This window comes from Bradyrhizobium zhanjiangense (genome assembly GCF_004114935.1).
GTDB lineage: Bacteria > Pseudomonadota > Alphaproteobacteria > Rhizobiales > Xanthobacteraceae > Bradyrhizobium > Bradyrhizobium zhanjiangense.
Map to the genome: position 1 here is coordinate 8900012 of NZ_CP022221.1, position 20860 is coordinate 8920871.

General features: G+C 64.3%; 23 protein-coding genes. 17 read left to right on the top strand and 6 right to left on the bottom strand.

What is annotated here, in order from left to right:
* Positions 1-29: 29 nt before the first annotated feature.
* Complete coding sequence (gene pobA / locus XH85_RS42540; protein WP_128936687.1) at positions 30-1199, bottom strand: 4-hydroxybenzoate 3-monooxygenase; 1170 nt, start codon at positions 1197-1199, stop codon at positions 30-32.
* A gap of 264 nt (positions 1200-1463) precedes the next feature.
* On the opposite strand from pobA, the gene XH85_RS42545 reads away from it, so the two are divergent.
* From XH85_RS42545 to XH85_RS42585, 9 genes are all read left to right on the top strand, one after another.
* Entirely contained in the window at positions 1464-2480 is a 1017-nt protein-coding gene (locus tag XH85_RS42545; RefSeq protein ID WP_128936688.1) for a TRAP transporter substrate-binding protein, read from the top strand.
* Positions 2481-2728: 248 nt separating this feature from the next.
* On the top strand, positions 2729-3238 hold the full coding sequence (locus XH85_RS42550; protein ID WP_128936689.1) for a TRAP transporter small permease: 510 nt from the start codon (positions 2729-2731) through the stop codon (positions 3236-3238).
* Positions 3239-3240: 2 nt separating this feature from the next.
* Entirely contained in the window at positions 3241-4560 is a 1320-nt protein-coding gene (locus XH85_RS42555; RefSeq protein WP_128936690.1) for a TRAP transporter large permease, read from the top strand.
* 212 nt (positions 4561-4772) lie between these two features.
* Positions 4773-5234 (top strand): DUF3237 domain-containing protein, encoded by a 462-nt coding sequence (locus XH85_RS42560; protein WP_128936691.1) that lies wholly within the window; start codon positions 4773-4775, stop codon positions 5232-5234.
* A gap of 244 nt (positions 5235-5478) precedes the next feature.
* The gene (locus tag XH85_RS42565) at positions 5479-6288 is read left to right on the top strand and encodes a crotonase/enoyl-CoA hydratase family protein (RefSeq protein ID WP_128936692.1); all 810 of its coding nucleotides are present in this window, start codon (positions 5479-5481) and stop codon (positions 6286-6288) included.
* Entirely contained in the window at positions 6285-8168 is a 1884-nt protein-coding gene (locus XH85_RS42570; RefSeq protein ID WP_128936693.1) for a feruloyl-CoA synthase, read from the top strand. The genes XH85_RS42565 and XH85_RS42570 overlap by 4 nt, the downstream gene beginning before the upstream one ends.
* Positions 8169-8389: 221 nt before the next feature.
* Positions 8390-9151 (top strand): SDR family NAD(P)-dependent oxidoreductase, encoded by a 762-nt coding sequence (locus XH85_RS42575; protein WP_128936694.1) that lies wholly within the window; start codon positions 8390-8392, stop codon positions 9149-9151.
* A 12-nt stretch (positions 9152-9163) separates the two neighbouring features.
* Entirely contained in the window at positions 9164-9583 is a 420-nt protein-coding gene (locus XH85_RS42580) for an acyl-CoA thioesterase (RefSeq protein WP_128936695.1), read from the top strand.
* Between the two features lie 91 nt (positions 9584-9674).
* Positions 9675-10826 carry an ABC transporter substrate-binding protein gene (locus XH85_RS42585; protein ID WP_128936696.1) on the top strand — a complete coding sequence of 384 codons (1152 nt, stop codon included), beginning with the start codon at positions 9675-9677 and terminating at the stop codon, positions 10824-10826.
* Between the two features lie 267 nt (positions 10827-11093).
* Here the strand turns inward: XH85_RS42585 and XH85_RS42590 are convergent, their stop codons facing one another.
* Complete coding sequence (locus XH85_RS42590) at positions 11094-11822, bottom strand: glutathione S-transferase family protein (RefSeq protein ID WP_128936697.1); 729 nt, start codon at positions 11820-11822, stop codon at positions 11094-11096.
* 36 nt (positions 11823-11858) lie between these two features.
* Positions 11859-12119, bottom strand: coding sequence for a hypothetical protein (locus tag XH85_RS42595; protein WP_128936698.1), 261 nt, complete (start codon positions 12117-12119; stop codon positions 11859-11861).
* Between the two features lie 113 nt (positions 12120-12232).
* On the opposite strand from XH85_RS42595, the gene XH85_RS42600 reads away from it, so the two are divergent.
* Complete coding sequence (locus tag XH85_RS42600; RefSeq protein ID WP_128936699.1) at positions 12233-12931, top strand: helix-turn-helix transcriptional regulator; 699 nt, start codon at positions 12233-12235, stop codon at positions 12929-12931.
* 5 nt (positions 12932-12936) lie between these two features.
* Positions 12937-13260 (top strand): YkgJ family cysteine cluster protein, encoded by a 324-nt coding sequence (locus XH85_RS42605; RefSeq protein ID WP_164939757.1) that lies wholly within the window; start codon positions 12937-12939, stop codon positions 13258-13260.
* Here the strand turns inward: XH85_RS42605 and XH85_RS45705 are convergent.
* Together XH85_RS45705 and XH85_RS42615 are read right to left on the bottom strand one after the other, a co-directional pair.
* The gene (locus XH85_RS45705) at positions 13257-13655 is read right to left on the bottom strand and encodes a hypothetical protein (RefSeq protein WP_164939756.1); all 399 of its coding nucleotides are present in this window, start codon (positions 13653-13655) and stop codon (positions 13257-13259) included. The genes XH85_RS42605 and XH85_RS45705 overlap by 4 nt on opposite strands.
* 281 nt (positions 13656-13936) lie before the next feature.
* Positions 13937-14284, bottom strand: coding sequence for a DUF3307 domain-containing protein (locus XH85_RS42615; protein ID WP_176945729.1), 348 nt, complete (start codon positions 14282-14284; stop codon positions 13937-13939).
* Positions 14285-14688: 404 nt separating this feature from the next.
* Between XH85_RS42615 and XH85_RS42620 the strand changes: the two genes are divergently transcribed.
* From XH85_RS42620 to XH85_RS42635, 4 genes are all read left to right on the top strand, one after another.
* Positions 14689-16134: a TAXI family TRAP transporter solute-binding subunit gene (locus XH85_RS42620; protein ID WP_128936702.1), complete on the top strand. Its 1446-nt coding sequence runs from the start codon at positions 14689-14691 to the stop codon at positions 16132-16134.
* A 124-nt stretch (positions 16135-16258) separates the two neighbouring features.
* Positions 16259-16477: a hypothetical protein gene (locus XH85_RS42625; RefSeq protein WP_128936703.1), complete on the top strand. Its 219-nt coding sequence runs from the start codon at positions 16259-16261 to the stop codon at positions 16475-16477.
* Positions 16478-16634: 157 nt separating this feature from the next.
* Positions 16635-17741 carry a cyclic nucleotide-gated ion channel gene (locus XH85_RS42630; protein ID WP_128936704.1) on the top strand — a complete coding sequence of 369 codons (1107 nt, stop codon included), beginning with the start codon at positions 16635-16637 and terminating at the stop codon, positions 17739-17741.
* A gap of 12 nt (positions 17742-17753) precedes the next feature.
* The gene (locus tag XH85_RS42635) at positions 17754-18536 is read left to right on the top strand and encodes an enoyl-CoA hydratase/isomerase family protein (RefSeq protein ID WP_128936705.1); all 783 of its coding nucleotides are present in this window, start codon (positions 17754-17756) and stop codon (positions 18534-18536) included.
* A 213-nt stretch (positions 18537-18749) separates the two neighbouring features.
* Here XH85_RS42635 and XH85_RS42640 read toward each other — a convergent pair whose 3' ends face one another.
* Positions 18750-19394: a glutathione S-transferase family protein gene (locus XH85_RS42640; protein ID WP_128936706.1), complete on the bottom strand. Its 645-nt coding sequence runs from the start codon at positions 19392-19394 to the stop codon at positions 18750-18752.
* 87 nt (positions 19395-19481) lie between these two features.
* Here XH85_RS42640 and XH85_RS42645 point away from each other — a divergent pair, with 87 nt between their 5' ends.
* Positions 19482-20462: a helix-turn-helix transcriptional regulator gene (locus XH85_RS42645; RefSeq protein ID WP_128936707.1), complete on the top strand. Its 981-nt coding sequence runs from the start codon at positions 19482-19484 to the stop codon at positions 20460-20462.
* Positions 20463-20598: 136 nt separating this feature from the next.
* Positions 20599-20847 (top strand): hypothetical protein, encoded by a 249-nt coding sequence (locus XH85_RS42650; RefSeq protein WP_128936708.1) that lies wholly within the window; start codon positions 20599-20601, stop codon positions 20845-20847.
* Positions 20848-20860: the final 13 nt, after the last annotated feature.

A 20860-nucleotide genomic window follows, 5' to 3' on the forward strand; every position in this document is an offset into this window, starting at 1 on the left:
CGGCACTGCGCGGGACATGACACCTGTGGTCAGAACGGCAGCCCCACGTAATTCTCCGACAGCGAGGTCATCGCGGCCTGCGAGTGCGTGACGTAATCGAGCTCGGCGAGCTGGATGCGGGCGCCGATAGTGCCGGTGTCCGGGAATTTGTGCAGCATCGAGGTCATCCACCACGAGAAGCGCACGGCTTTCCAGACCCGTGCCAATGCCTTGGCGGAATAGGCGTCGATCCCGGCGCTGGATTTCTCGTCGTAGAACTCGCGCAGCGCGCTGGACAGATAATGCGCGTCGGAGGCGGCGAGGTTCAGCCCCTTGGCGCCGGTCGGCGGCACGATGTGCGCGGCATCGCCGCACAAGAACATCCGGCCGAAGCGCATCGGCTCGGCGACGAAGCTGCGTAAGGGTGCGATGCTCTTCTCGATCGACGGGCCGGTGACGAGGCTGGCGGCCGCCTCCTGGTCGAGCCGGCGCTTCAATTCGTCCCAGAAGCGGTCGTCGGGCCATTGGTCGACATGGTCGTCGAGCGCGCACTGCACATAGTAGCGGCTGCGCTTGGTCGAGCGCATGGTGCAGAGCGCAAAGCCGCGAGCGTGGTTGGAATAGATCAGCTCGTGGCTGACCGGCGGCGTGTCCGAGAGGATCCCGAGCCAGCCGAACGGATAGACCCGCTCGAATTCCTCGATCGCCGAGGCCGGGACGCTAGCGCGGCTGACGCCGTGGAAACCGTCGCAGCCGGCGATGAAGTCGCAATCGATCGTGTGGGTGACGCCGTCCTTGACGTAAGTTACGCGCGGGTGACTGCCGTCGAAATCATGCGGCTGCACGTCCTTGGCCTCGTAGACCGAAACGAGACCTGCGGCCTTGCGCGCATTCATCAGGTCGAGCGTGACCTCGGTCTGGCCGTAGATCATCACCGTCTTGCCGGTCGCGCCCTTCATGTCGATGCGGTGACGCTGGCCGGAGAAGGCGAGCTCGATGCCTTCATGCACCAGGCCTTCGGCATGGGCCCGCGCGCCAGCGCCGACCTGGTCGAGCAGCGCGACGGTCCCCTCCTCCAGCAGGCCGGCGCGGATGCGGCCGAGCACATAGTCCGGGCTCTGCCGCTCCAGAATGACATTGTCGATGCCATATGTGTGGAGCAGTTGCCCAAGCAACAATCCCGCCGGCCCGGCCCCGATGATTGCGACTTTTGTCCGCAATACTTGCTCCTTCCGATGCTATAGGCTTTCGTCGCGGCCTGCTTGTCGCGCCGGCCCGCAGGCGATAATTATATCATATAATTGTTGGGCAAAAGGGAGCGCTAGTCGCCCGAGCAGCGACAAATCCATGCAACACGGCTGACGTAGATGACGCGACAAGGTGCGCGCCAGTTCCGGCTTGAACACGCCGGCCAATTAGATAACATGTTAATTAACGAGACCGGGCCATCGAAGCCCGCCGTCGAAAACAGGGAGAGACGCGTGATGAGGAAAGTCTGTCTGGCGTTGCTGCTGGCAGCAAGCGTGACGCCTGCGTTCGCGCAGGACAAGACCTTCGATTTGAAGATCTCGCACTGGGTGCCGGCCTCGCATCCCCTGCAGAAATCGCTGGAAGACTGGGCGGCCGCGGTCGAGAAGGATTCCGGCGGCACCATCAAGGGCAAGGTGTTTCCGGCCCAGCAGCTCGGCAAGGCCTTCGATCATTACGACATGGCCCGCGACGGCATCGCCGACGTCACCTATGTCAATCCCGGTTACCAGCCCGGCCGCTTCCCGATCATCGGCGCCGGCGAATTGCCGTTCCTGATCTCGGACGCCAAGGGCGGCTCGATGGGGCTGGATGCCTGGTATCGCAAATATGCCGAGAAGGAGATGAAGGACGTCAAGTATTGCCTCGCCTTCGTCCACTCGCCCTCCTCCTTCCACTCCCGTACCAAGAAGATCGTGGTGCCCGAGGACGTGAAGGGCCTGAAGATCCGTCCCGCCCACGCCACCATGGCGAATTTCGTCACCTCACTCGGCGGCACCAACGTGCAGTCCTCCGCACCCGAAGTGCGCGACATCATCGAGCGCGGCGTCGCCGACGGCGTCACCTTCCCCTGGGGCTCTCTGGTGCTGTTCGGCATCGACAAGGTGACCAAATACGACATGGAGGCGCCGCTCTACACCACGACCTTCGTGTTCGTGATCAATAAGGACAAGTACAATGCGATGTCCGACAAGCAGAAGGCCGCGATCGACAAGAACTGCACGATCGAGATGGCCGGCGCGGTCGGCGAGCACTGGGGCAAGTTCGAGGACGCCGGCATCGACAAGGTGAAGGCGGAATCGAGCCACGAGGTCTACAAGCTGACGGCCGAGCAGACCGCGGCCTGGAAGAAGGCCGCCGAGCCGCTGGTCAAGACATGGAGTGACGGCGCCAAGAAGGCCGGCGCCGATCCGGATGCGGCGCTCGCGGATTTGAAGGCATCGCTGAAGAAGTACAACGCGCTGGCGGAGTAGTGCTGCGCGGCGCGCTCTATCCCGCCCCCTCTCCCCGTTCTTACGGGGGCGCGACGAGCTTCGCTCGCGCTGAGAGGGTCGGGGTGAGAGGCTGCTTCCGCAAAGATGGTGACAGATGAACTCGCGGAGAGCCCCTCACCCGGAATCCGCGCCCACGCGCGAATTCCGGCCTCTCCCCGCACGCGGGGAGAGGCGGAGTGCGCGGCGAGACCGGATCTAAAAATGACATCTCGCGATAGGACCACCCCATGAAGCGCGCCTGGATGGACCGCTTTATCGACACGATCGAATGGATCGCGGCCGGCTTCGTCGGCCTCGTCGCGCTCGACATCTTCCTGTCGGTGCTGCTGCGTAACACGCTGAACTATTCGATCCCGGACAGTTTTGACATCGGCCGCATGCTGCTCGGCATCCTCATCTTCTGGGGCATCGCGGCGACGTCTTATCGCGGCACCCACATCACGGTTGATCTCGTCTGGGGCAATGTCGGGCCGCGCTACCAGCGCTGGATCGACGTGTTCGCAACGCTGGTGCTGCTGTTCGTCGTGACCGTGCAGACCTGGACGCTGTTCGACAAGGTGCGCGGCACCTACAACGACAACGTCCAGACTTTCGATATGCACATGCCGACCTGGCCGTTCTTCGCGATCGCCTGGATCGGCGACGTCTCCGCCGTGCTGCTGATCGCGATCCGCACCTACCGGCTGATCTTCCATCCCGAAGAGATGCACGACCCCAAGCTGAAGGCGACGGAGTAATCATGAGCACCGATGCCGTCGCCGTAATCGGCTTCGTTTCCCTGTTTGTGTTGATGCTGCTGCGCGTGCCCGTCGGCATGGCCATGGGCCTCGTCGGTGTGTCCGGTTTCTCCTATCTGGTCGGCGCGACGCCGGCGCTGAAGCTGGTCGGCCAGACCTCGATGCGCACGGTCACCGACTACACCTTCGGCGTCATCCCGATGTTCCTGCTGATGGGCTCGTTCGTCAGCAATTCCGGCATGAGCCGCGAGCTGTTCCGCGCCGCCAACGGCTTTGTCGGCCACCTGCGCGGCGGGCTCGGCATCGCCACCGTCGGTGCCTGCGGCGGCTTTGCCGCGATCTGCGGCTCCTCGGTCGCGACCGCCGCGACCTTCTCCGCCGTCGCCTATCCCGAGATGCGCCGCTTCGGCTATCCGCAGTCCTTTGCCACCGGCGTGATCGCGGCAGGCGGCACGTTAGGTGCGATGCTGCCGCCCTCCACCGTGCTCGCGGTCTACGGCATCATCACCGAGCAGGACATCGGCAAGCTGTTCATTGCCGGCATCATCCCGGGCCTCTTGGCGATGACCATGTACATGATCACGATCGGCCTGATCGGCTATTTCCGGCCCGACTTCCTGCCCAAGGGCAAGGTGCTGTCGTGGCGCGAGCGCTTTGCCGGATTGAAGGACATCTGGGCGCCGGTGCTGCTGTTCGTGTTCGTCATCGGCGGCCTCTACGGCCTGCCGTTCCTGCCGCGCTTCACGCCGACTGAGGCCGGCGGCGTCGGCGCCACCGGCGCCTTCATCATCGGCGTGCTGACGGGCCGGCTCGACCGCGAGAAGGTGCTGGCGTCGCTGCTGCAGGCGACGCGCACCGCGGCCGCGGTGTTCACCGTGCTGATCGGCGCGCTGATCTTCGGTTACTTCCTGACGGTGACGCAGACGCCGCAGAAGCTGACGGAATTCCTCACCGGCCTCGGCCTCGGTCCCTACGGCGTGCTGGCGCTGATCATGGTGATGTATCTCGTGCTCGGCTGCCTGATGGATGCCATGGCGATGATCATCCTGACCGTGCCGATCATCTTCCCCGTGATCATGCATCTCGGCTTCGACCCGATCTGGTTCGGCGTCATCATCGTCATGACCGTCGAGCTCGGCCTGATCCATCCGCCGGTCGGCATGAATGTCTTCGTCATCAAAAGCGTGGTGAAGGACGTCTCGTTCTCCACCATCTTCAAGGGCGTGATCCCGTTCGTCGCAACGGATTTGGTGCGCCTCGTGATCCTGATCGCCTTCCCGCTGCTGGCGACCTGGCTGCCGACGCGTATGATGGCGCATTAGGCCTGCGTGATAGAGCGGCGAGCCCGTCCTCCCCTCTCCCCTTGTGGGAGAGGGTGGCTCGCCGCGATAGCGGCGAGACGGGTGACGGGTCTCTCTCCACACGCACATTTGCATTTGCGGAGGCAACCCCTCATCCGGCGCTTCGCGCCACCTTCTCCCGCAAGGGGAGAAGGAAGAGCAGCGGCAGCTAAAGGGTACATGAGAGGTGATCAATGACCACACCGACACTCGAAACCAAATACGTCTTCACCATCACCGCTCGTATCGGCGACGTCATCAGCGCCGGCGAGACTGGTATCGGCGTGCGCCGCATCATTCCGATCATCGGCGGCGAGGTGACGGGCGCAATCACAGGCCAGGTGCTCCCCTACGGCGCCGACTTCCAGACCATCCGCCCCAGCGAGCTGATCGATCTCGAAGCCAGATACGCCTTCGAGACCGACGACGGCGCAACCATCTATGTCGAGAACAAGGGCATGCGCTTCGGCCCGGTGGAGCTACTGCAAAAGCTCAAGCGCGGCGAGCCGGTCGATCCGAAGCTGATCTATTTCCGCACCGTGCCGAGGTTTGAGACCGGGCACGAGCAGTATCGCTGGCTGATGGAACATATTTTCATCGGCTCAGCGGCGCGTCATGCAGACCGCGTCGTGATCGACGTGCATCAGGTGCTGTGATCCTCGCTACCTCGTCATTGCGAGCGCAGCGAAGCAATCCAGAATCTTTCCGCGGCGGCAGTCTGGATTGCTTCGTCGCAAGAGCTCCTCGCAATGACGAGGATAGGGCTGCGGCAACCTATCACAACGGACTCCCTCGCCGGAGCAGGCTCAAACCGGCCCAATGAGCGCCAGAGTTCATATCGCCCCTCCTTGACTCCCCCAAAATTCGTTATACAACATAACTATTCTGACAAGGACGCAAATGACACAGGGAAACGCCGAAACCGCTAACGCGGGCGCCTCCGGGCTTTTGAGGATCGAGCGGGCAGAGCGGGTTCTGACCGTGGGTCTGAACCGGCCGGCCAAGCGCAATGCGCTCAATGACGGCATTATTCTGGAAATCGGCGAGTGTTTTGCGAACCTGCCCGAGGATATCGGCGCGGTCGTCATCCATGGAATCGGCGACCATTTCTCCAGCGGCCTCGACCTCTCCGAGCTGACCGAGCATGACGCGACCGGCGGCCTGCTCCATTCCCAGATGTGGCACCGGGTGTTCGACCGCATCCAGTATAGCCGTGTACCTGTGATCGCCGCGCTGAGAGGCGCCGTGATCGGCGGCGGACTGGAGCTCGCCTGCGCCGCGCATATCCGCGTCGCCGAGCCCTCGACCTATTTCGCCCTGCCGGAGGGACAGCGCGGCATTTTCGTCGGCGGCGGCGGCTCGGTGCGGCTGCCGCGGCTGATCGGTGTCGCCCGGATGATGGACATGATGCTGACCGGCCGAGTCTATAGCGCGACTGAAGGCGCCTCCTACGGCTTCGCGCAATATGTGACGGAGGCCGGCAACGGGCTCGGCAAGGCGCTGGAGCTCGCGACCAAGGTCGCCGCCAACGCACCGCTGACGAACTTTGCCGTTCTCCAGGCGTTGCCGATGATCGCGGAGGCCAATCCGCAGACCGGCCTGCTCATGGAATCACTGATGGCAACCGTCGCGCAGAGCGATAAAGAGGCAAAGCGCAGGATCCGCGAATTCCTCGAACACAAGACCGCAAAGGTGAAGCCGAAGTCATGAGCGCGCAGCCGTCCTCTTCCAGCATGGAGCGCGGCGCGAGCACTTTTCCGCTGCGGCCCATCTCGTTCGGCGATCCCGCCGTCAATATCGAGCGCCGCGACGACGGCACGATTTACCTTAGGCCCAAGCAGCCTCTCGGCGACTATCCTGTCCGCATCACCGACCGCCTGCATCATTGGGCGACAACGACACCGGATCGCGTCTTCATGGCCGAGCGCGACGGCGGCCGCGGCTGGCGCAAGATCACCTATGCCGAGCTGCTCACCGCGAGCCGGCACATCGCATCAAGCCTGATCGCGCGCGGCCTGTCGGCGGAGCGGCCGGTCGTCATCCTCTCCGGCAATTCGATCGACCACGCCTTGCTCGCGTTCGGCGCGTTCTATGCCGGCATTCCGTTCTGCCCGGTGTCTCCGGCCTATTCGCTGGTGTCGAAGGATTACGGCAAGCTCTCCTATCTGATGAAGCTGCTGACGCCCGGTCTCGTCTTCGCGGAGGACGCCGACAAGTTCGCGGACGCGCTCGCCGCCAATGTCTCGCTCGGCACCGAGATCGCCGCATCCTACGGCCGCGTGCCGGGCCGCGACGTCACCCTGCTCGCCGATCTCATGGCCACGCCGATCCGCGGCGATCTCGACGAGGTCCACGGCAGGATCGGCCCCGACACCATCGCAAAGTTCCTGCTGACATCGGGCTCGACCGGCAATCCCAAGGCCGTCATCAACACCCAGCGCATGATCTGCGCCAACCAGGTGATGCTGCGCGAGACGCTCGCCTTCCTCAAGGACGAGCCGCCGGTCATCATCGATTGGCTGCCGTGGAACCACACCTTTGGCGGCAACCACAATATCGGGCTGACGCTGTACAATGGCGGCTCGATGTATCTGGACGCCGGCAAGCCGGTGCCTGGCGGCATCGAGGAGACGGTGCGCAATCTCCAGGAGATTTCGCCGACGGTCTATTTCAACGTGCCGAAGGGCTATGAGTCGCTGCTGCCGTATTTGCGCGACGACCAGGGCCTGCGCGCAAAGTTCTTCGACCGGCTGCATGCGATGTTCTTCTCGGGCGCGGCGCTGTCGCCGTTCGTCTGGGACAGTCTCGACGAGCTCGCAGTAAAGGAGAAGGGTTATCGCGTGCCGATGCTGACGGGCCTCGGCGCCACCGAGACCGCGCCGTTCTTCATGTCGGTCAATCCGCGCACCAGCCGCTCGGGCCATGTCGGTCTGCCGGTATCGGGCAATGACGCCAAGCTGGTGCCGAACAACGGCAAGCTCGAGGTCCGCGCCAAGGGGCCGAACGTGATGCCCGGCTACTGGCGCCAGCCCGACATCAGCGCAAAGTCCTTCGACGAGGAAGGCTTTTACAAGATGGGCGACGCGCTCAAGCCCGCCGATCCCGACGATCTCAATGCCGGCTTCGATTTCGACGGGCGCGTCAGTGAGGATTTCAAGCTCGCGAGCGGCACCTGGGTCAGCGTCGGCCCCTTGCGCGCGCGCTTCGTTGCGGCCTGCGCGCCGCTGGTGCGCGACGTCGTCATCGCCGGCATCAACCGCGACGAGATCTCCGCGCTCGTGGTGCTCGATCTCGACGGTTGCCGCCTGATCAACCCGACGCTGCCGGCCGACGATCTCGTCGTCGCGACGCGCGACCGGCTGGTGCGCGAGGCGTTCCGCGAACGCCTGACCCATTTCCTCGGCTCGGCCACCGGCTCCTCGACACGGATCACGCGCGCGATCCTGATGGACACGCCGCTGTCGATCGACAAGGGCGAGGTCACCGACAAGGGCTCGATCAACCAGCGCGCGGTACTGGAACATCGCAACCTCCTGATCGAGGAGCTCTACGCTGCCAATCCGTCGGACCGTGTGATATCGGTCGGGTAACATGTCAATTGGAATGAACCAGCCGGCTCTTCCTTCACCTCTCCCCGCTTGCGGGGAGAGGTCGAATTTGCGCACTGCGCAAATTCGGGTGAGGGCGGCTTCTCGTCGCGGCCCCGCATCCGCCTTCGCCAAAGGCTTCGGCGGACAAGAGCGGGGCGAGGGAGCGCATCGAGCGCTTGGATACGATCGCTTCTGAATTAGAATCGCCAAAGGAGAACGCCATGTTGTTGAAGGATCAGGCAGCCATCGTTACCGGGGGCGCATCGGGGCTGGGCGCGGCGACCGCACGAAAACTGGCGGCGCAGGGCGCCAAGGTCACGGTCTGCGATCTCAATGCCAAGCTTGCTGAAACCGTTGCCGCCGAGATCAAGGGCGTCGCCGTGACCTGCGACGTCTCCGATGCCGCCTCCGCTGAAGCCGCGATCGCGCAGGCGGCCAAGGCTCACGGCCCGGCGCGCGTGCTGGTCAATTGCGCCGGCATCGGCGTTGCAAAACGCGTCGTCGGCCGCGACGGGCCGATGGCCCTCGCGGATTTCGACAAGGTGATCAAGGTCAATCTGATCGGCACCTTCAACATGCTGCGCCTTGCCGCAGCCGAGATGTCCAAGCTCGAGCCGCAGGCGACCGGCGAGCGCGGCGTCATCATCAACACCGCCTCCGTTGCCGCCTATGACGGCCAGATCGGCCAGTCGGCTTATTCGGCCTCCAAGGGCGGCATCGTCGGCATGACACTGCCGATCGCGCGCGAGCTCGCGCAATTCGGCGTCCGCGTGCTGACGATCGCGCCGGGCCTGTTCCTGACGCCGCTGCTCGCCAACCTGCCGCAGGAAGCCCAGGACTCGCTCGCCGCCGCGATCCCCTTCCCGCGCCGGCTCGGCAATGCCGACGAGTTCGCCGCGCTCGCGCTGCACATGGTCGAGAATGCGTATCTGAACGGCGAAGTGGTGCGCCTCGACGGCTCGCTGCGCATGGCGCCGAAGTAAGGCGCGCGACGCATGTTCGTGAACCGGCGCGACGTCCAGATCCAGTGGGGTGATTGCGACCCCGCCAACATCGTCTACTATCCGCGCTATTTCGCGATGTTCGACGATTCGACGTCGACCCTGTTCGAGGTCGCCGGATTCTCCAAGCAGGATCTGGTCCGCAAATACGGCCTGGTGGGCATTCCCATGGTCGACACGCGGGCCAAGTTCTACATCCCCTCGACCTATGGCGACTGGATCACCATCGAGACCAAAATCGAGAGCATCAAGCGCTCGAGCTTCGAGGTGAAGCACAACGTCTACAAGGGCGAATCGCTGGCGATCGAGGGATTCGAGACCCGCGTCCTGGTCGGCCGCGATCCCGTTAACCCCGACAAGCTGAAATCGGCACCGTTCCCGGCGGAAATGGTAGCCAAGTTTACGGGGAGTTAGAGCCCGGAGCTAAATCGCCGCATCACCAAAAGAGGGGGCTGAATTACCCCCCGATTTCTGCTTTCAAAGAAAGACGTACAGGGAGGAATAGATGAAACGCTTTTACCTAACCGCCGCCATCACCGCGGCCGCGCTGGCGCTGCCGGCCCTGCCCGCGCTGGCCCAGACCAACGAAATCACCATCGGCATCACCACCACCACGACCGGCCCGGGCGCGGCGCTCGGCATTCCCGAGCGCAACGCGCTGGAATTCGTGCCGAAGGAGATCGGCGGCGTACCGCTGAAGGTGATCGTGCTCGACGACGGCGGCGATCCCACCACCGCAACCACCAACGCCCGCCGCTTCGTGACCGAATCCAAGGCCGACATCATCATGGGCTCGGCGCTGACGCCTCCGACCATCGCGGTCTCCAACGTCGCCAACGAAGCCGGCATTCCGCATTTCGGCCTCGCGCCGTTTCCGATCACGCCGGAGCGCATGAAGTGGTCGGTGGCGATGCCGCAGCCGATTCCGATCGTGGGCAAGGTTCTGTACGACCACATGAAGGCCAAGGGTGTGAAGACGCTCGGCTATATCGGCTATTCGGACTCCTACGGCGACCTCTGGTTCAACGACCTCAAGGCGCAGGCGGTACCGATGGGCATGACCATTGTCGACGAGGAGCGCTTCGCCCGTCCTGACACCTCGGTGACGGGACAGGTGCTAAAGCTCGTCGCCGCCAATCCCGACGCCATCCTGGTCGGCGCCTCCGGCACCGCGGCCGCGCTGCCGCAGACCGAGCTGCGCGAGCGCGGCTATCAGGGCCTGATCTACCAGACCCATGGCGCCGCCAGCATGGACTTCATCCGCATCGCCGGCAAAGCGGCCGAGGGCGTGCTGATGGCCTCGGGCCCTGTGATGGACCCCGAAGACCAGCCGGACGAAGCTGCCACCAAGAAGCCGGGCCTCGCGCTCAACTCGGCCTATGAAGCCAAGTACGGTCCGAACAGCCGCAGCCAGTTCGCCGGCCATTCCTACGATGCATTCGAGATCCTCAAGCGCATCATTCCGGCGGCATTGAAGACGGCCAAGCCCGGCACGCCGGAATTCCGCGAAGCGATCCGCCAGGCGCTGCTGTCTGAGAAGGAATTGGCGGCAAGCCAGGGGGTCTACAACTTCACCGAAAAGGACCGCTATGGCCTCGACGACCGCTCGCGCATCCTGCTCACGGTGAAGAACGGCAAGTATTCGCTGGTGAAGTAGGCGCAGCGATAGTTCGCAACGAGAAGAGCCGGCCCGATGGGCCGGCTCTTTTGTTTTGCGGGTTAGACACGAGCTGCCAGCCACCGTGTTGCTGCGCCCCCTCTCCCGCTTGCGGGAGAGGGCTGGGGAGAGGGTGCCTCCGCGTTGGGATTGTCTCGGTCTTATGGAAAAAGTCCCCCAGCGGAGAGAACCCTCACCCGGCGCTGCGCGCCGACCTCTCCCGCAAGCGGGAGAGGTTACAGCGAGCGGGCGGATACACCGCGAGCCTCAAGCCGCCTGTCGCAACGGGGTCCAGGCGAACTCCGGATAATACGTGTCCATCATGCGATCGACATAGGCGGTGAGGTTCGGAAATCCCTCGGCGCGCTGGCGCAAGGCCGATTCGAAGAAGGGCGTCAGGATCCCCGCGAGTGCGCCGAAGGCGGTGGCATCGACGCCGCAGGGCCTGTTGCCCATCAGATACGACTTGTCGCCGAGCTGCACCGAGAGCGCGAACAGCGAGCGCACGGCGAGATCGACATCGTCGTCGGGCGCGTGGCGGCCGAGACCCGAGAGCAGATAGTTCTCGGCGACGCGGAATTGTGCGTCCTCACGCAGCTTCTCACGATTGTGCTCGGGTGCGCCGTCGAAGAAATGCGACGGCCCCTTGGCGAAATTGACCGGATCGACCCAGCGCGCCCCGACCAGCGCCCAATAGACGTGATGCTCGATCATGCGCTCGAACGCCCAGGCCTGCGCACGTTCCTGCAACGAGAGCCCGGCGTCGAAATCGAAGCCGTAGCGCCGCTCGATATGGGCGCGGATGAAGGTGGAATCGGCCACCGCCTCGCCGCCGTCGTCGATGAAGGGCAGCTGCCCCTTGGGCGAAGCTGGCGGCATCGCGCGCTCCTTCCGGTAGGGCAGCCCCGCCATCTTGAGCTGCACCTCCGTCTTGGTGACGAAGGGGCTGATTTCCGGCAGGCCGAAGCCGGTGCCAAAGCCGTAAAGCGTGATCATGAAACCTCTCCTGAACCTGCCGAACGTGAACGGAACCTACCTGCCGGCTGCTGCCACCATGGTGGCAGCAGCCGTGATATCTTCTGCGAAACGGGCCCCCTGCCAGGCGCGGCTCATGATGTGGCGGGCGAGCGCGTCCGCAGCCTGGATCAGCGAGCGTGCCACCATGCTTGCGAACGCAAATCGGAGATCGACGGCCATGAGATCGAGCGAAACGAGGCGGCTAAGCGCCCGGGCCTGCCACATCTGGGCGCGCCACAGCGGGCCAGCGGGGCCGAAATGGGTTGGAACGATCATGGACAAATCCTCTTCAGTCGACGTGTTGTCCCGGTATAGAACTCCCCTGCTGCCAACATCCTGTCAGCAGCCGCGCGCCGCCTTTTGAAAAGACCACGAACAAGAGACCCGTCATGAGACGCGCCGACAGGCTGTTTCAGATCATCCAGGTGCTGAGGCGCACGCGTAAACCGCTGACGGCGGACGCGATCGCGGCCGAGCTCGAGACGTCGAAGCGCACCATCTATCGCGACATCGCAACGCTGATCGGCCAGCGCGTGCCGATCCGCGGCGAAGCCGGCATGGGTTACATCCTGGAGAAGGGTTTCGACTTGCCGCCGCTGATGCTGACGCCCGACGAGATCGAGGCGGCGGTGCTGGGCGCGCAATGGGTCGCGGGCCACGCCGATTCCGCGCTGGCGCGCGCCGCCGAGGATTTGATGGCCAAGATCGCTGACACCGTCCCCGAGCGCCTGCGTCCCTTTGTGCTGGAGCCGGCGAGCCGGGCGCGGCCGAGCTGGAACAGGGAGCCGGACCGCCTGGACATGGCGCGCACGCGCAGCCAGATCCACGAAGGCAAGAAGATCATGCTGCGCTATCGTGATGAGCAGGGCCGCGCCAGCGAGCGCATGATCTGGCCGATCTCGGTCGGCTATCTCGAAGCCGTGCGCCTGCTCGCGGCCTGGTGCGAGCTGCGCAGCGACTTCCGCAGCTTCCGCACCGACCGCGTGGTCGAGGCAACCTATCTCGACGAGAAATACCCGGAGCGGCGCGACGTGCTGCGCGCAAGATGGCGGCAGAGCCTGGTCTGGGGTCCACCAAAGGACACGTGACAACGATGGAACGGACCTCGCCCCTCGACCTGTCGAGCTGTTGCCAGAGTTGCGGCGCCTGCTGCGGCTATTCGGCGAACTGGCCGCGCTTCTCGATCGAGAGCGACGAAGAGCTTGCAGCGATCCCGGAGGCGCTGGTCAACGCGCGTCAATCCGGCATGCGCTGCGAGGGCGATCGCTGCTCGGCGTTAACGGGAGAGATCGGTAAGGCGACGGCTTGCGGCATCTATGCCGTGCGGCCGGAGGTGTGCCGCACCTGCATGCCCGGTGACGCCGAATGCGCGATGGCGCGGCGGAAGTTCGGGCTTGCGGTGATAGAGGCCGCTTAGGCCGGAACGGCTTCGCTGATCTCGTCGTCGAGTTCGTCCTCCAGCGGTGCCAGCACCGACAGCGGCTTGGTCGACAGCGTGATCGGCTTGCGCCCGCCCGACAGCGACGGCGCGGATTTCGCAGCGCCCTCGCGCGACAGCGCGTAGAGCGTCGAACCGACGCGGCCGCCGTTCTCGATCAGGTCGCGCTCGCTGCAGCTGGCGGCGATCGCGACCGCCAGCGAATGCAGATGGCTGCGGCGATAGCAGAACAGCGCCAGCCTGGCGCGCGCGTCAGGGGAAACACTCTCAACCAGCCTCGGCAGGCCACTCGCGTTGGCGCGATACATCTCGCCAAGGAGCTCGTCGCGAACCGGACAGAAATCGCTTTCAAAGGAATCGCGGCTTGAAAACATTGCAGTTCTCCCTCGTGTGGGGAAGATGCAGCGCAATTCTCTAACGAAAGGTTAACCACGCTGCCCGGTAGTGACCCGGGGTGCTTGCGCTCTGGCCGAGAATCGAAAGGCAGAGGAAAGAAGGTTTCCGGTGGCCCTCCTTCGAGACGCCCGCCTTTGGCGGGCCCTCAGGATGAGGTCTTGTCCCGCGGCGAGATCCCAGACCCTCATGGTGAGGGGCGCCGCCGCACGGCGCGCCTCGAACCATGCAAGGCCGAGCAGCCGGTCAAACGTGGCTAGGCTCAGTTCGCCGCCATGAAGATGGACAGGCCGAAGCCGGTAAGGTGATGCAGCGCCTGGTCGACGCCGATCAGGGTCCAGAACCAGGGATGCGCCAGGTCGACACCGAAATTGGCCGAGATGAATCCCTTGGCGCGGTCGATCGTGATGTGGATCGCGAAGTCGATGAACGCCACGAACCAGAATTTCGGCGCCACGATCAGGATCAGCGGCAGCGCAACCGCAAGGTGAACGAGGCAGTGCACCAGAAGCGGCAAGGCCCAGCCGTGCTTCTGGTCCTTGCCATGCGCCATCCAGGCGGTCTGGAGGACGAAATCGGCGATGATGTGCTTGAAGGTGAGCAGCAGCATCCAGCCAATGAGCGCTTCAACCGGAACCGCCGAAGACATGGGTGGAAACGACAAGCTGACGCCCTCATTGAGGTGACAAGAAAAATTGGAGCGTTCAGCGCAACTTCTTCTTGGACCGGTCAAATCGCCGGGACCCCTGATTTATGACATTTCCCGCGGCGGAATGCAGCCGGGGGAACCGGAAAATCGCCAACTGTGGCTAACTGGTGATAGGATGACCAATCGCCGCGGCGGCGTCGAGTAAGGTTACCTTCGGCTCGAAATTTGCATTCCGTGACCTTCGCGCTATCATCGGCGGCAGAGAATATCGTTCTTTTTTCAGGCGTTTACGAATTGCAGGGCGACCGCTGCGCCTCCCATACTGCCACGCGCCGCCAGCCAAAGATTAAGGCCAGAGTGCTGCCATGAGTACTGAAGGCCCCACCGCATCACAACCCGAGCCGCCGCCGCGGCGCCCCAAGGTGATCAAGACCAACCAGCAGCAGGTCTTCCTCTACGTCGTGCTGACCTTGCTGCTGTCGCTCGCCACCGTCTGGGCCGGCCGCACGCTGGTGCACAATTCGGAAACGCTGACCTTTGCCGTCGGCGGCCCCAACAGCGACGAGGCGCTGTTCGCGGCCAAGCTCGCCACTCTCCTCAAGAACAACGCCTCGCGTTTCCGGATCAAGATCGTCAACAATGCGGACAACGCCAAGGCGATCGCACAGTTCGACCGCAAGCAGGCCGACCTCGCCGTGCTGCGCACGGACGCCAAAGTGCCGCTGCGGGCGCGCACGCTTGCGATCCTCGAGCACGATCTCGTGCTCCTGCTCGGTCCCGGCAACAAGAAGATCAAGTCGCTTGCCGAGCTGAAGAAGAAGAAGGTCGCGGTTGTCGCCGAGAACGAATCCTCGCTCGCCTTCGTCCGCAGTATTCTCGACGTCCCCGACGGTCCCGATGCCGCCAAGATCCAGATGGCACCGCAGGGCGCAACCCTCGACAAGCTGTTTGCGCCGGCGAGCGGCTTCGGTGCGGTGATCGCCATCGTCCACGCCTCCAGGGCGGTGCGGGACAAGTCCTATGAGCAGGTCGCCAAGCGCGGCGGCTTCACGCTCAACGCGATCGACGACGCCAAGACGCTGGCGCGCAAACTCCCGGGTATTTCCGACGAGACGCTGACAGCAGGCACGTTGTCGACGTACCCGCAAATTCCCGACGACGATCTCGACACGATCGGGCTCGAATGGCTCCTGGTCGCACAATCCAGGATGTCCCCGACCACCGCTGGTGAGCTCGCGCGCATCGTCTACGAGAACAAACCTGCGCTCGGGCTCGACAACGGCTTTGCCAGCAGGATAGAGCCGGCCTCCGTCGAGAAGGACGCCTTCGTGATGGCGCATCGGGGTGCCGCCGATTACATCAACGACGACACCAAGTCGTTCATGGATAAGTACAGCGACATGATGTATCTGGGCGCCGCCGCGCTCAGCGTCATCGGCTCGATCTTCGCTGCGATCTACGCCAAGATCACGAGGATCGCGCCGGAAAAGGCCAGCGAGCTCTCCACCGCCATCCTCGGCATCGGCGAGCGGATCGAGCACGCCCACTCGCTGGATCAGCTCGAATGTCTCCAGGACGAGCTCGAAGGCATCTTGCGCGGGGCCGTCATTGGACTCAGAGACGGTACGATCAGCACCGACGGGCTCGACACCTTCAAGCTCGGCTACGAGTTCGTTCGCGATGAGATCAGCATGCGCCGCGACTACCTGAAACGTCATGCCATCGAGGGTGAAAAAGCCGCCCGCGATGCCGGCCCGCCGCAGCAGGACGACAGCAACGTCGTGGTGGTCAAGACCGCCCAGAGCGCCTGATCCGACGGTTTGATGTTCTCAGGTCGGGGCTGCCGGACGTCTCGGCGGTGGATGGACAGTCGGAACCCAGGAACCGTCCCCATCTACAGCCGTTGGCTCACGGATAGCAGCTGGAGAACGCGCCATGCGTACACTCCTCGTCATCTTCCTGCTGGGAATGCTGGCGGCGGTTGGCTATTTCGCCTATTCCGCCATGGCGATCGAAGGCGATCCGATCCCGGCGGAAGGCTATTGGGCCCTCGCGCTGGGGGCTGGATTTTCCCTCGTCGTCGGCATTGGCCTGATGGTGCTGCTGTTTTTCAGCAGCCGCCGCGGCTACGACGAGCCACCGCATTTCAGGTAGCCTCAGCCGGGCCGCTTCGCCATGGACCTCACCCGCCGTCCCCTGTTCGACGACGCTGCCGCCCGCGCCCGTCGTTGACGGCCTCGGTCTGGGCGGGCACTTTGGCCCTGAAGTCCCAACCGGGACCACACGAGCCAGAACCGAGCCGCCTTCCCGCATGTCCAAGCCGCTGATTTCCGCTCTGGCCCAGTTCGCGGCCGCCACGGCCGGCCGCAACATGACCAAGACGGCCTATGTGGCCGTCGGCGTCGGCGTGCTCAGCATGGTGCTGCTGACAGACAACCGGGCCAATGAGGCGCGCGGCTGGGTTAACGGCCTGCTATGGGTCTGCCTCGTCTATTTCGTCTTCGAATGGCTAATTCGGCTGCGCCACATGGCGCGCCAGGGGCGGCTTTCGCTCTATATGTCCTCCTCCGCCGGCATCGTTGACGCGATCGGGGCTCTGGCCGTGCCGCTCGCGCTGGTTCTCGGCGTCGAGCCGAAGACGGCGTGGCTGCTCAGCGTGCTCTGGGTGCTCAAAGTGGTGCCGGGCATCCCGGGCTTGCGGCAGCTCCGCCGCGTGCTGGTGCTGGAATCCGGGCCGCTGGTCAGCGTGCTCGTGATCTTCCTGATGGTGATCTTCCTCGCTTCCGTCGCCGAATATTTCCTGGAGCGGGACGTGCAGCCGCAGACGTTCGGCAGCGTGCCGGCCGCGTTGTGGTGGGCGGTGGTGACCTTGACGACGACGGGCTATGGCGACGTCGTGCCGGTCACGCCGCTTGGACGCTTGGTGGCGGCGCTGGTGATGATCTCCGGCCTCGGCGTGTTCGGGCTGTGGACCGGTATCCTGGCGACCGGCTTTGCCGCGGAGACCCGTCGCGACAATTTCCTCAAGACCTGGGAATCCGTCAGCAAGGTGCCGTTCTTTGCGGCGCTGGGGCCTGCGGCAATCGCCGACGTCACCCATATGCTGCGGACCATGGAGCTGCCGGCGCGCACCTTGGTCATCCGCAAGGGGACGCAGGGCGACTGCATGTATTTCATCGCCGCCGGCGAGGTCGAGGTCGACCTGCCCGGCAAGAAGGTGCAGCTCGGTGAAGGCGCCTTTTTCGGCGAGATGGCGCTGCTCGGCAACAACAAGCGCGGTGCCAACGTCTCGACCACGAAAGTATCGCGGCTTCTGGTGCTCGACCTCGTCGATTTCCGCGTGCTGATGGCGCGGCATCCCGATCTCGCCGAGACCATCGACGCGGAAGCAAAACGGCGCGCGCTCGAGAACAAGTAAATGGAGACAAGAATGTCGGACACAGCCGACGCGACCAGCCCCGTACTCGAAATCACCGGCGCACGCGCCACCATCCGCCTCAATAGGCCAAAACATCTCAACCGGCTCCAGGCGGAGGATCTCAGCGAGCTCGTTAAGTTGTTCGACCGGGTCGAGAGCGATCCGGCCATTCGCGTGCTGGTGCTGACCGGCACCGGGCGCGCCTTCTCCGCGGGCTACGATCTCAATTCGGTGGCGGAGCGCGCGGTGAGCGCGAGCGAGCAGCAGAGCGCGGGCTCGGCGTTCGAGGTCGTCGTCAACCGTCTTGAGGATTTGGGCGTGCCGACGATCTGCCGGCTCAACGGCGGCGTCTATGGCGGCTCGACCGACCTCGCGCTGGCCTGCGATTTCCGCATCGGCGTCGACACCGCCGAGATGTTCATGCCGGCGGCACGGCTCGGGCTGCATTATTACCCGAGCGGCATCAAGCGCTACGTGACCCGGCTCGGCCTCGACAATGCGAAAAAACTGTTCCTCACCGCCGCAAGGATCAGCGCGCCGGAGATGCTGCGCATCGGCTATCTCACTGGCATGGTGCCGGTGGAATTCCTGGACGAGGAGGTCGACAAGCTCGCTGGCGTCCTCGCCGGCAACGCGCCGCAGGCGATGCGCGGCATGAAGCGCGCCATCAACGAGTTCGCCCGCGGCGAGCTCGACGAAACCGCCGCCGACCAGCGCCACCGCGACAGCATGCGCGGCGACGAGATCAAGGAAGGCATCAAGGCGTTTGCGGAGAAACGGGCACCGCGGTTTTGAGAGACCGGTGAGGGAGCACGAGGGCTCCACATTCAGCCGTCGTCCCGGACAAGCGCGCCTCAAGCGCGCGCAGATCCGGGACCCATAACCACATTGAGTGGTAAAGGTGGCAAGCTGATAACTCCGAGTCTTCGCCACACCAACTCCTGTGGTTATGGGTCCCGGGTCTGCGCGCGCTTGCCCGGGACGACAGCGGAGATTGAGGCGCGCTGCCTACCCACCAGCAACCGCGGCATGCTGCGCGGCCATCTCGGCGTCGGCCGCAGTAATGCGCTGGTACGCAGGCCGTGAGGTGATGCGCTCGGCATAGCGGACGAACACGTCCCTCTTCGGCACGATGCCGAACATCATAGTCCAGCTGAACGCGACGCCCCACAAGACATCCGCCGCCGTCATGCGCTCGCCGAGCAGATACGGCCCCTTCGACAGCTGCGCCTCGAGCGCGCCCAGCATGGTGTCGTAATCGGCGTACGGCGATTGCGTGATCGGCGCCGGCTCGCGCTGCATGAACTTGTCGATCATGGCCGGCTCGAACGAGGCACCATAATAGGCGATCCAGCGCAGATAAGGACCGCGCAAGGAATCGTTCAGCGCGGGCGTCAGCCCCGCCTGCGGAAACAGGTCGGCGAGATAGATCGTGATCGCGACCTGCTCGGTCACCAGCGCCTCGCCGTGGCGGACCGCCGGCACTTTGCCGAGCGGATTGATGGCGAGATAGGCGGGCTTGCGCTGCTCGCCCGCCTTCATGTTGAGGACATGGAGATCGTAGGGCGCGCCCAACTCCTCCAGCAGCACCCGCGTGCCGGTGGCGCGGCTCTGCGGCGAATAATACAGCGTGATGCGGTTCGGATCGGTCATGGCGGGTCTCCCATCTGCCGTTTGGCGATGGCGCAGCTTGTAACGGACCATACCTGACATCCTGTGTCAGGTATGGTTTAAGGAATCATGCGCGCGAGCCGGATGCTGTCGATCCTCACCACTCTCCAGGCCAGGGGGCAGGTCACCGCGCCCGAACTCGCTGAAGCCTGCGAGGTCTCGGTGCGCACGATCTATCGCGACATCGATGCGCTCGCCGCGTCCGGCGTGCCTGTCTATGCCGACCGCGGCGCCGAGGGCGGCTATCGCCTGCTCGACGGGTATCGCGTGCGGCTGAACGGGCTGTCGCAGAGCGAGGCAGGCGCACTGTTCCTGGCGGGTTTGCCGGGTCCGGCCGCGGCGCTCGGGCTGGACGCTGCGATGATCGCCGCGCAGAACAAGCTGATGGCGGCACTGCCCGCGAATCTGCGCGAGGACGCCGGGCGGATGCAGGAACGATTTCACCTGGATGCGCCGGGCTGGTTTGGCGAGGCCGAAGACCCAAAGCATTTGCGCACCATCGCCGGCGCGGCGTTGCGCGGGACGCTGATCAAGATCCGCTACCAGAGCTGGCGCGCAGAGAAACAGCGCCGCGTCGCCCCGCTCGGCCTCGTGCTGAAGGGCGGCAGCTGGTATCTCGCAGGGCAAGTCGACGGCAACGTGCGCACCTATCGCGTCGCGCGGGTGCTCGACTGCACGGCGCTCGACGATCGCTTCGATCGTCCCGCCGATTTCGATCTCGCAGCTTACTGGCAGGCCGCGACACTTCGTCTCGAGGCCGAGATGCATCCCAATGTCGCGGTCGTCCGGCTGTCGCCATTCGGCGTCAAGCTGCTCGATGCGTTGAGCCAACCTTACGTCAAGGCACGCACGCAGCTTGAAGAGACCGTCGACGCAGATGGCTGGCGCATCGCCAGGATCCCGGTCGGCAAGACGTCATGGCATGCCGCGGCCGAACTGTTGCGGCTGGGCCCCGAGGCCGAAGTGCTGGAGCCCGCCGATCTCCGCGACAAGATGATCGAGCTGACGCAGGCGATGGCCGCGCGCTATCGCGTGGCGCGAAAAGCCTGAAGGCGGCACATTTTGTCGTGGCCCACGAAACAATCCTGAAACACGATTCTCAGCCAACGCGGTGAACGCATTCGCGTCTCGGTCCGACCGAGATGCAGGGACACAACAATGGCCCTGCGCCACATGGAGAATGAAGATGTTTCGTAAGCTTGCACTTGGTCTGATTGCTGCCGGCTCGCTCGGCGTTGCCGCGCTCGCCCCCACCGCCGCCTCGGCCGGCGGCTTCCATCATCACCACTGGGGTCATGGCTGGGGCCCGGGTTGGGGCTTCGGCGGCGTCTATGTCAACACCGGCGTCAGCAACTGCTACCAGGAGCGCCTCGTCCAGACCCGCCACGGCCTGCGCGTCCGCGTCGTGAATGTCTGCGCCTACGGGATCTACTGATATCGCGCCTTCG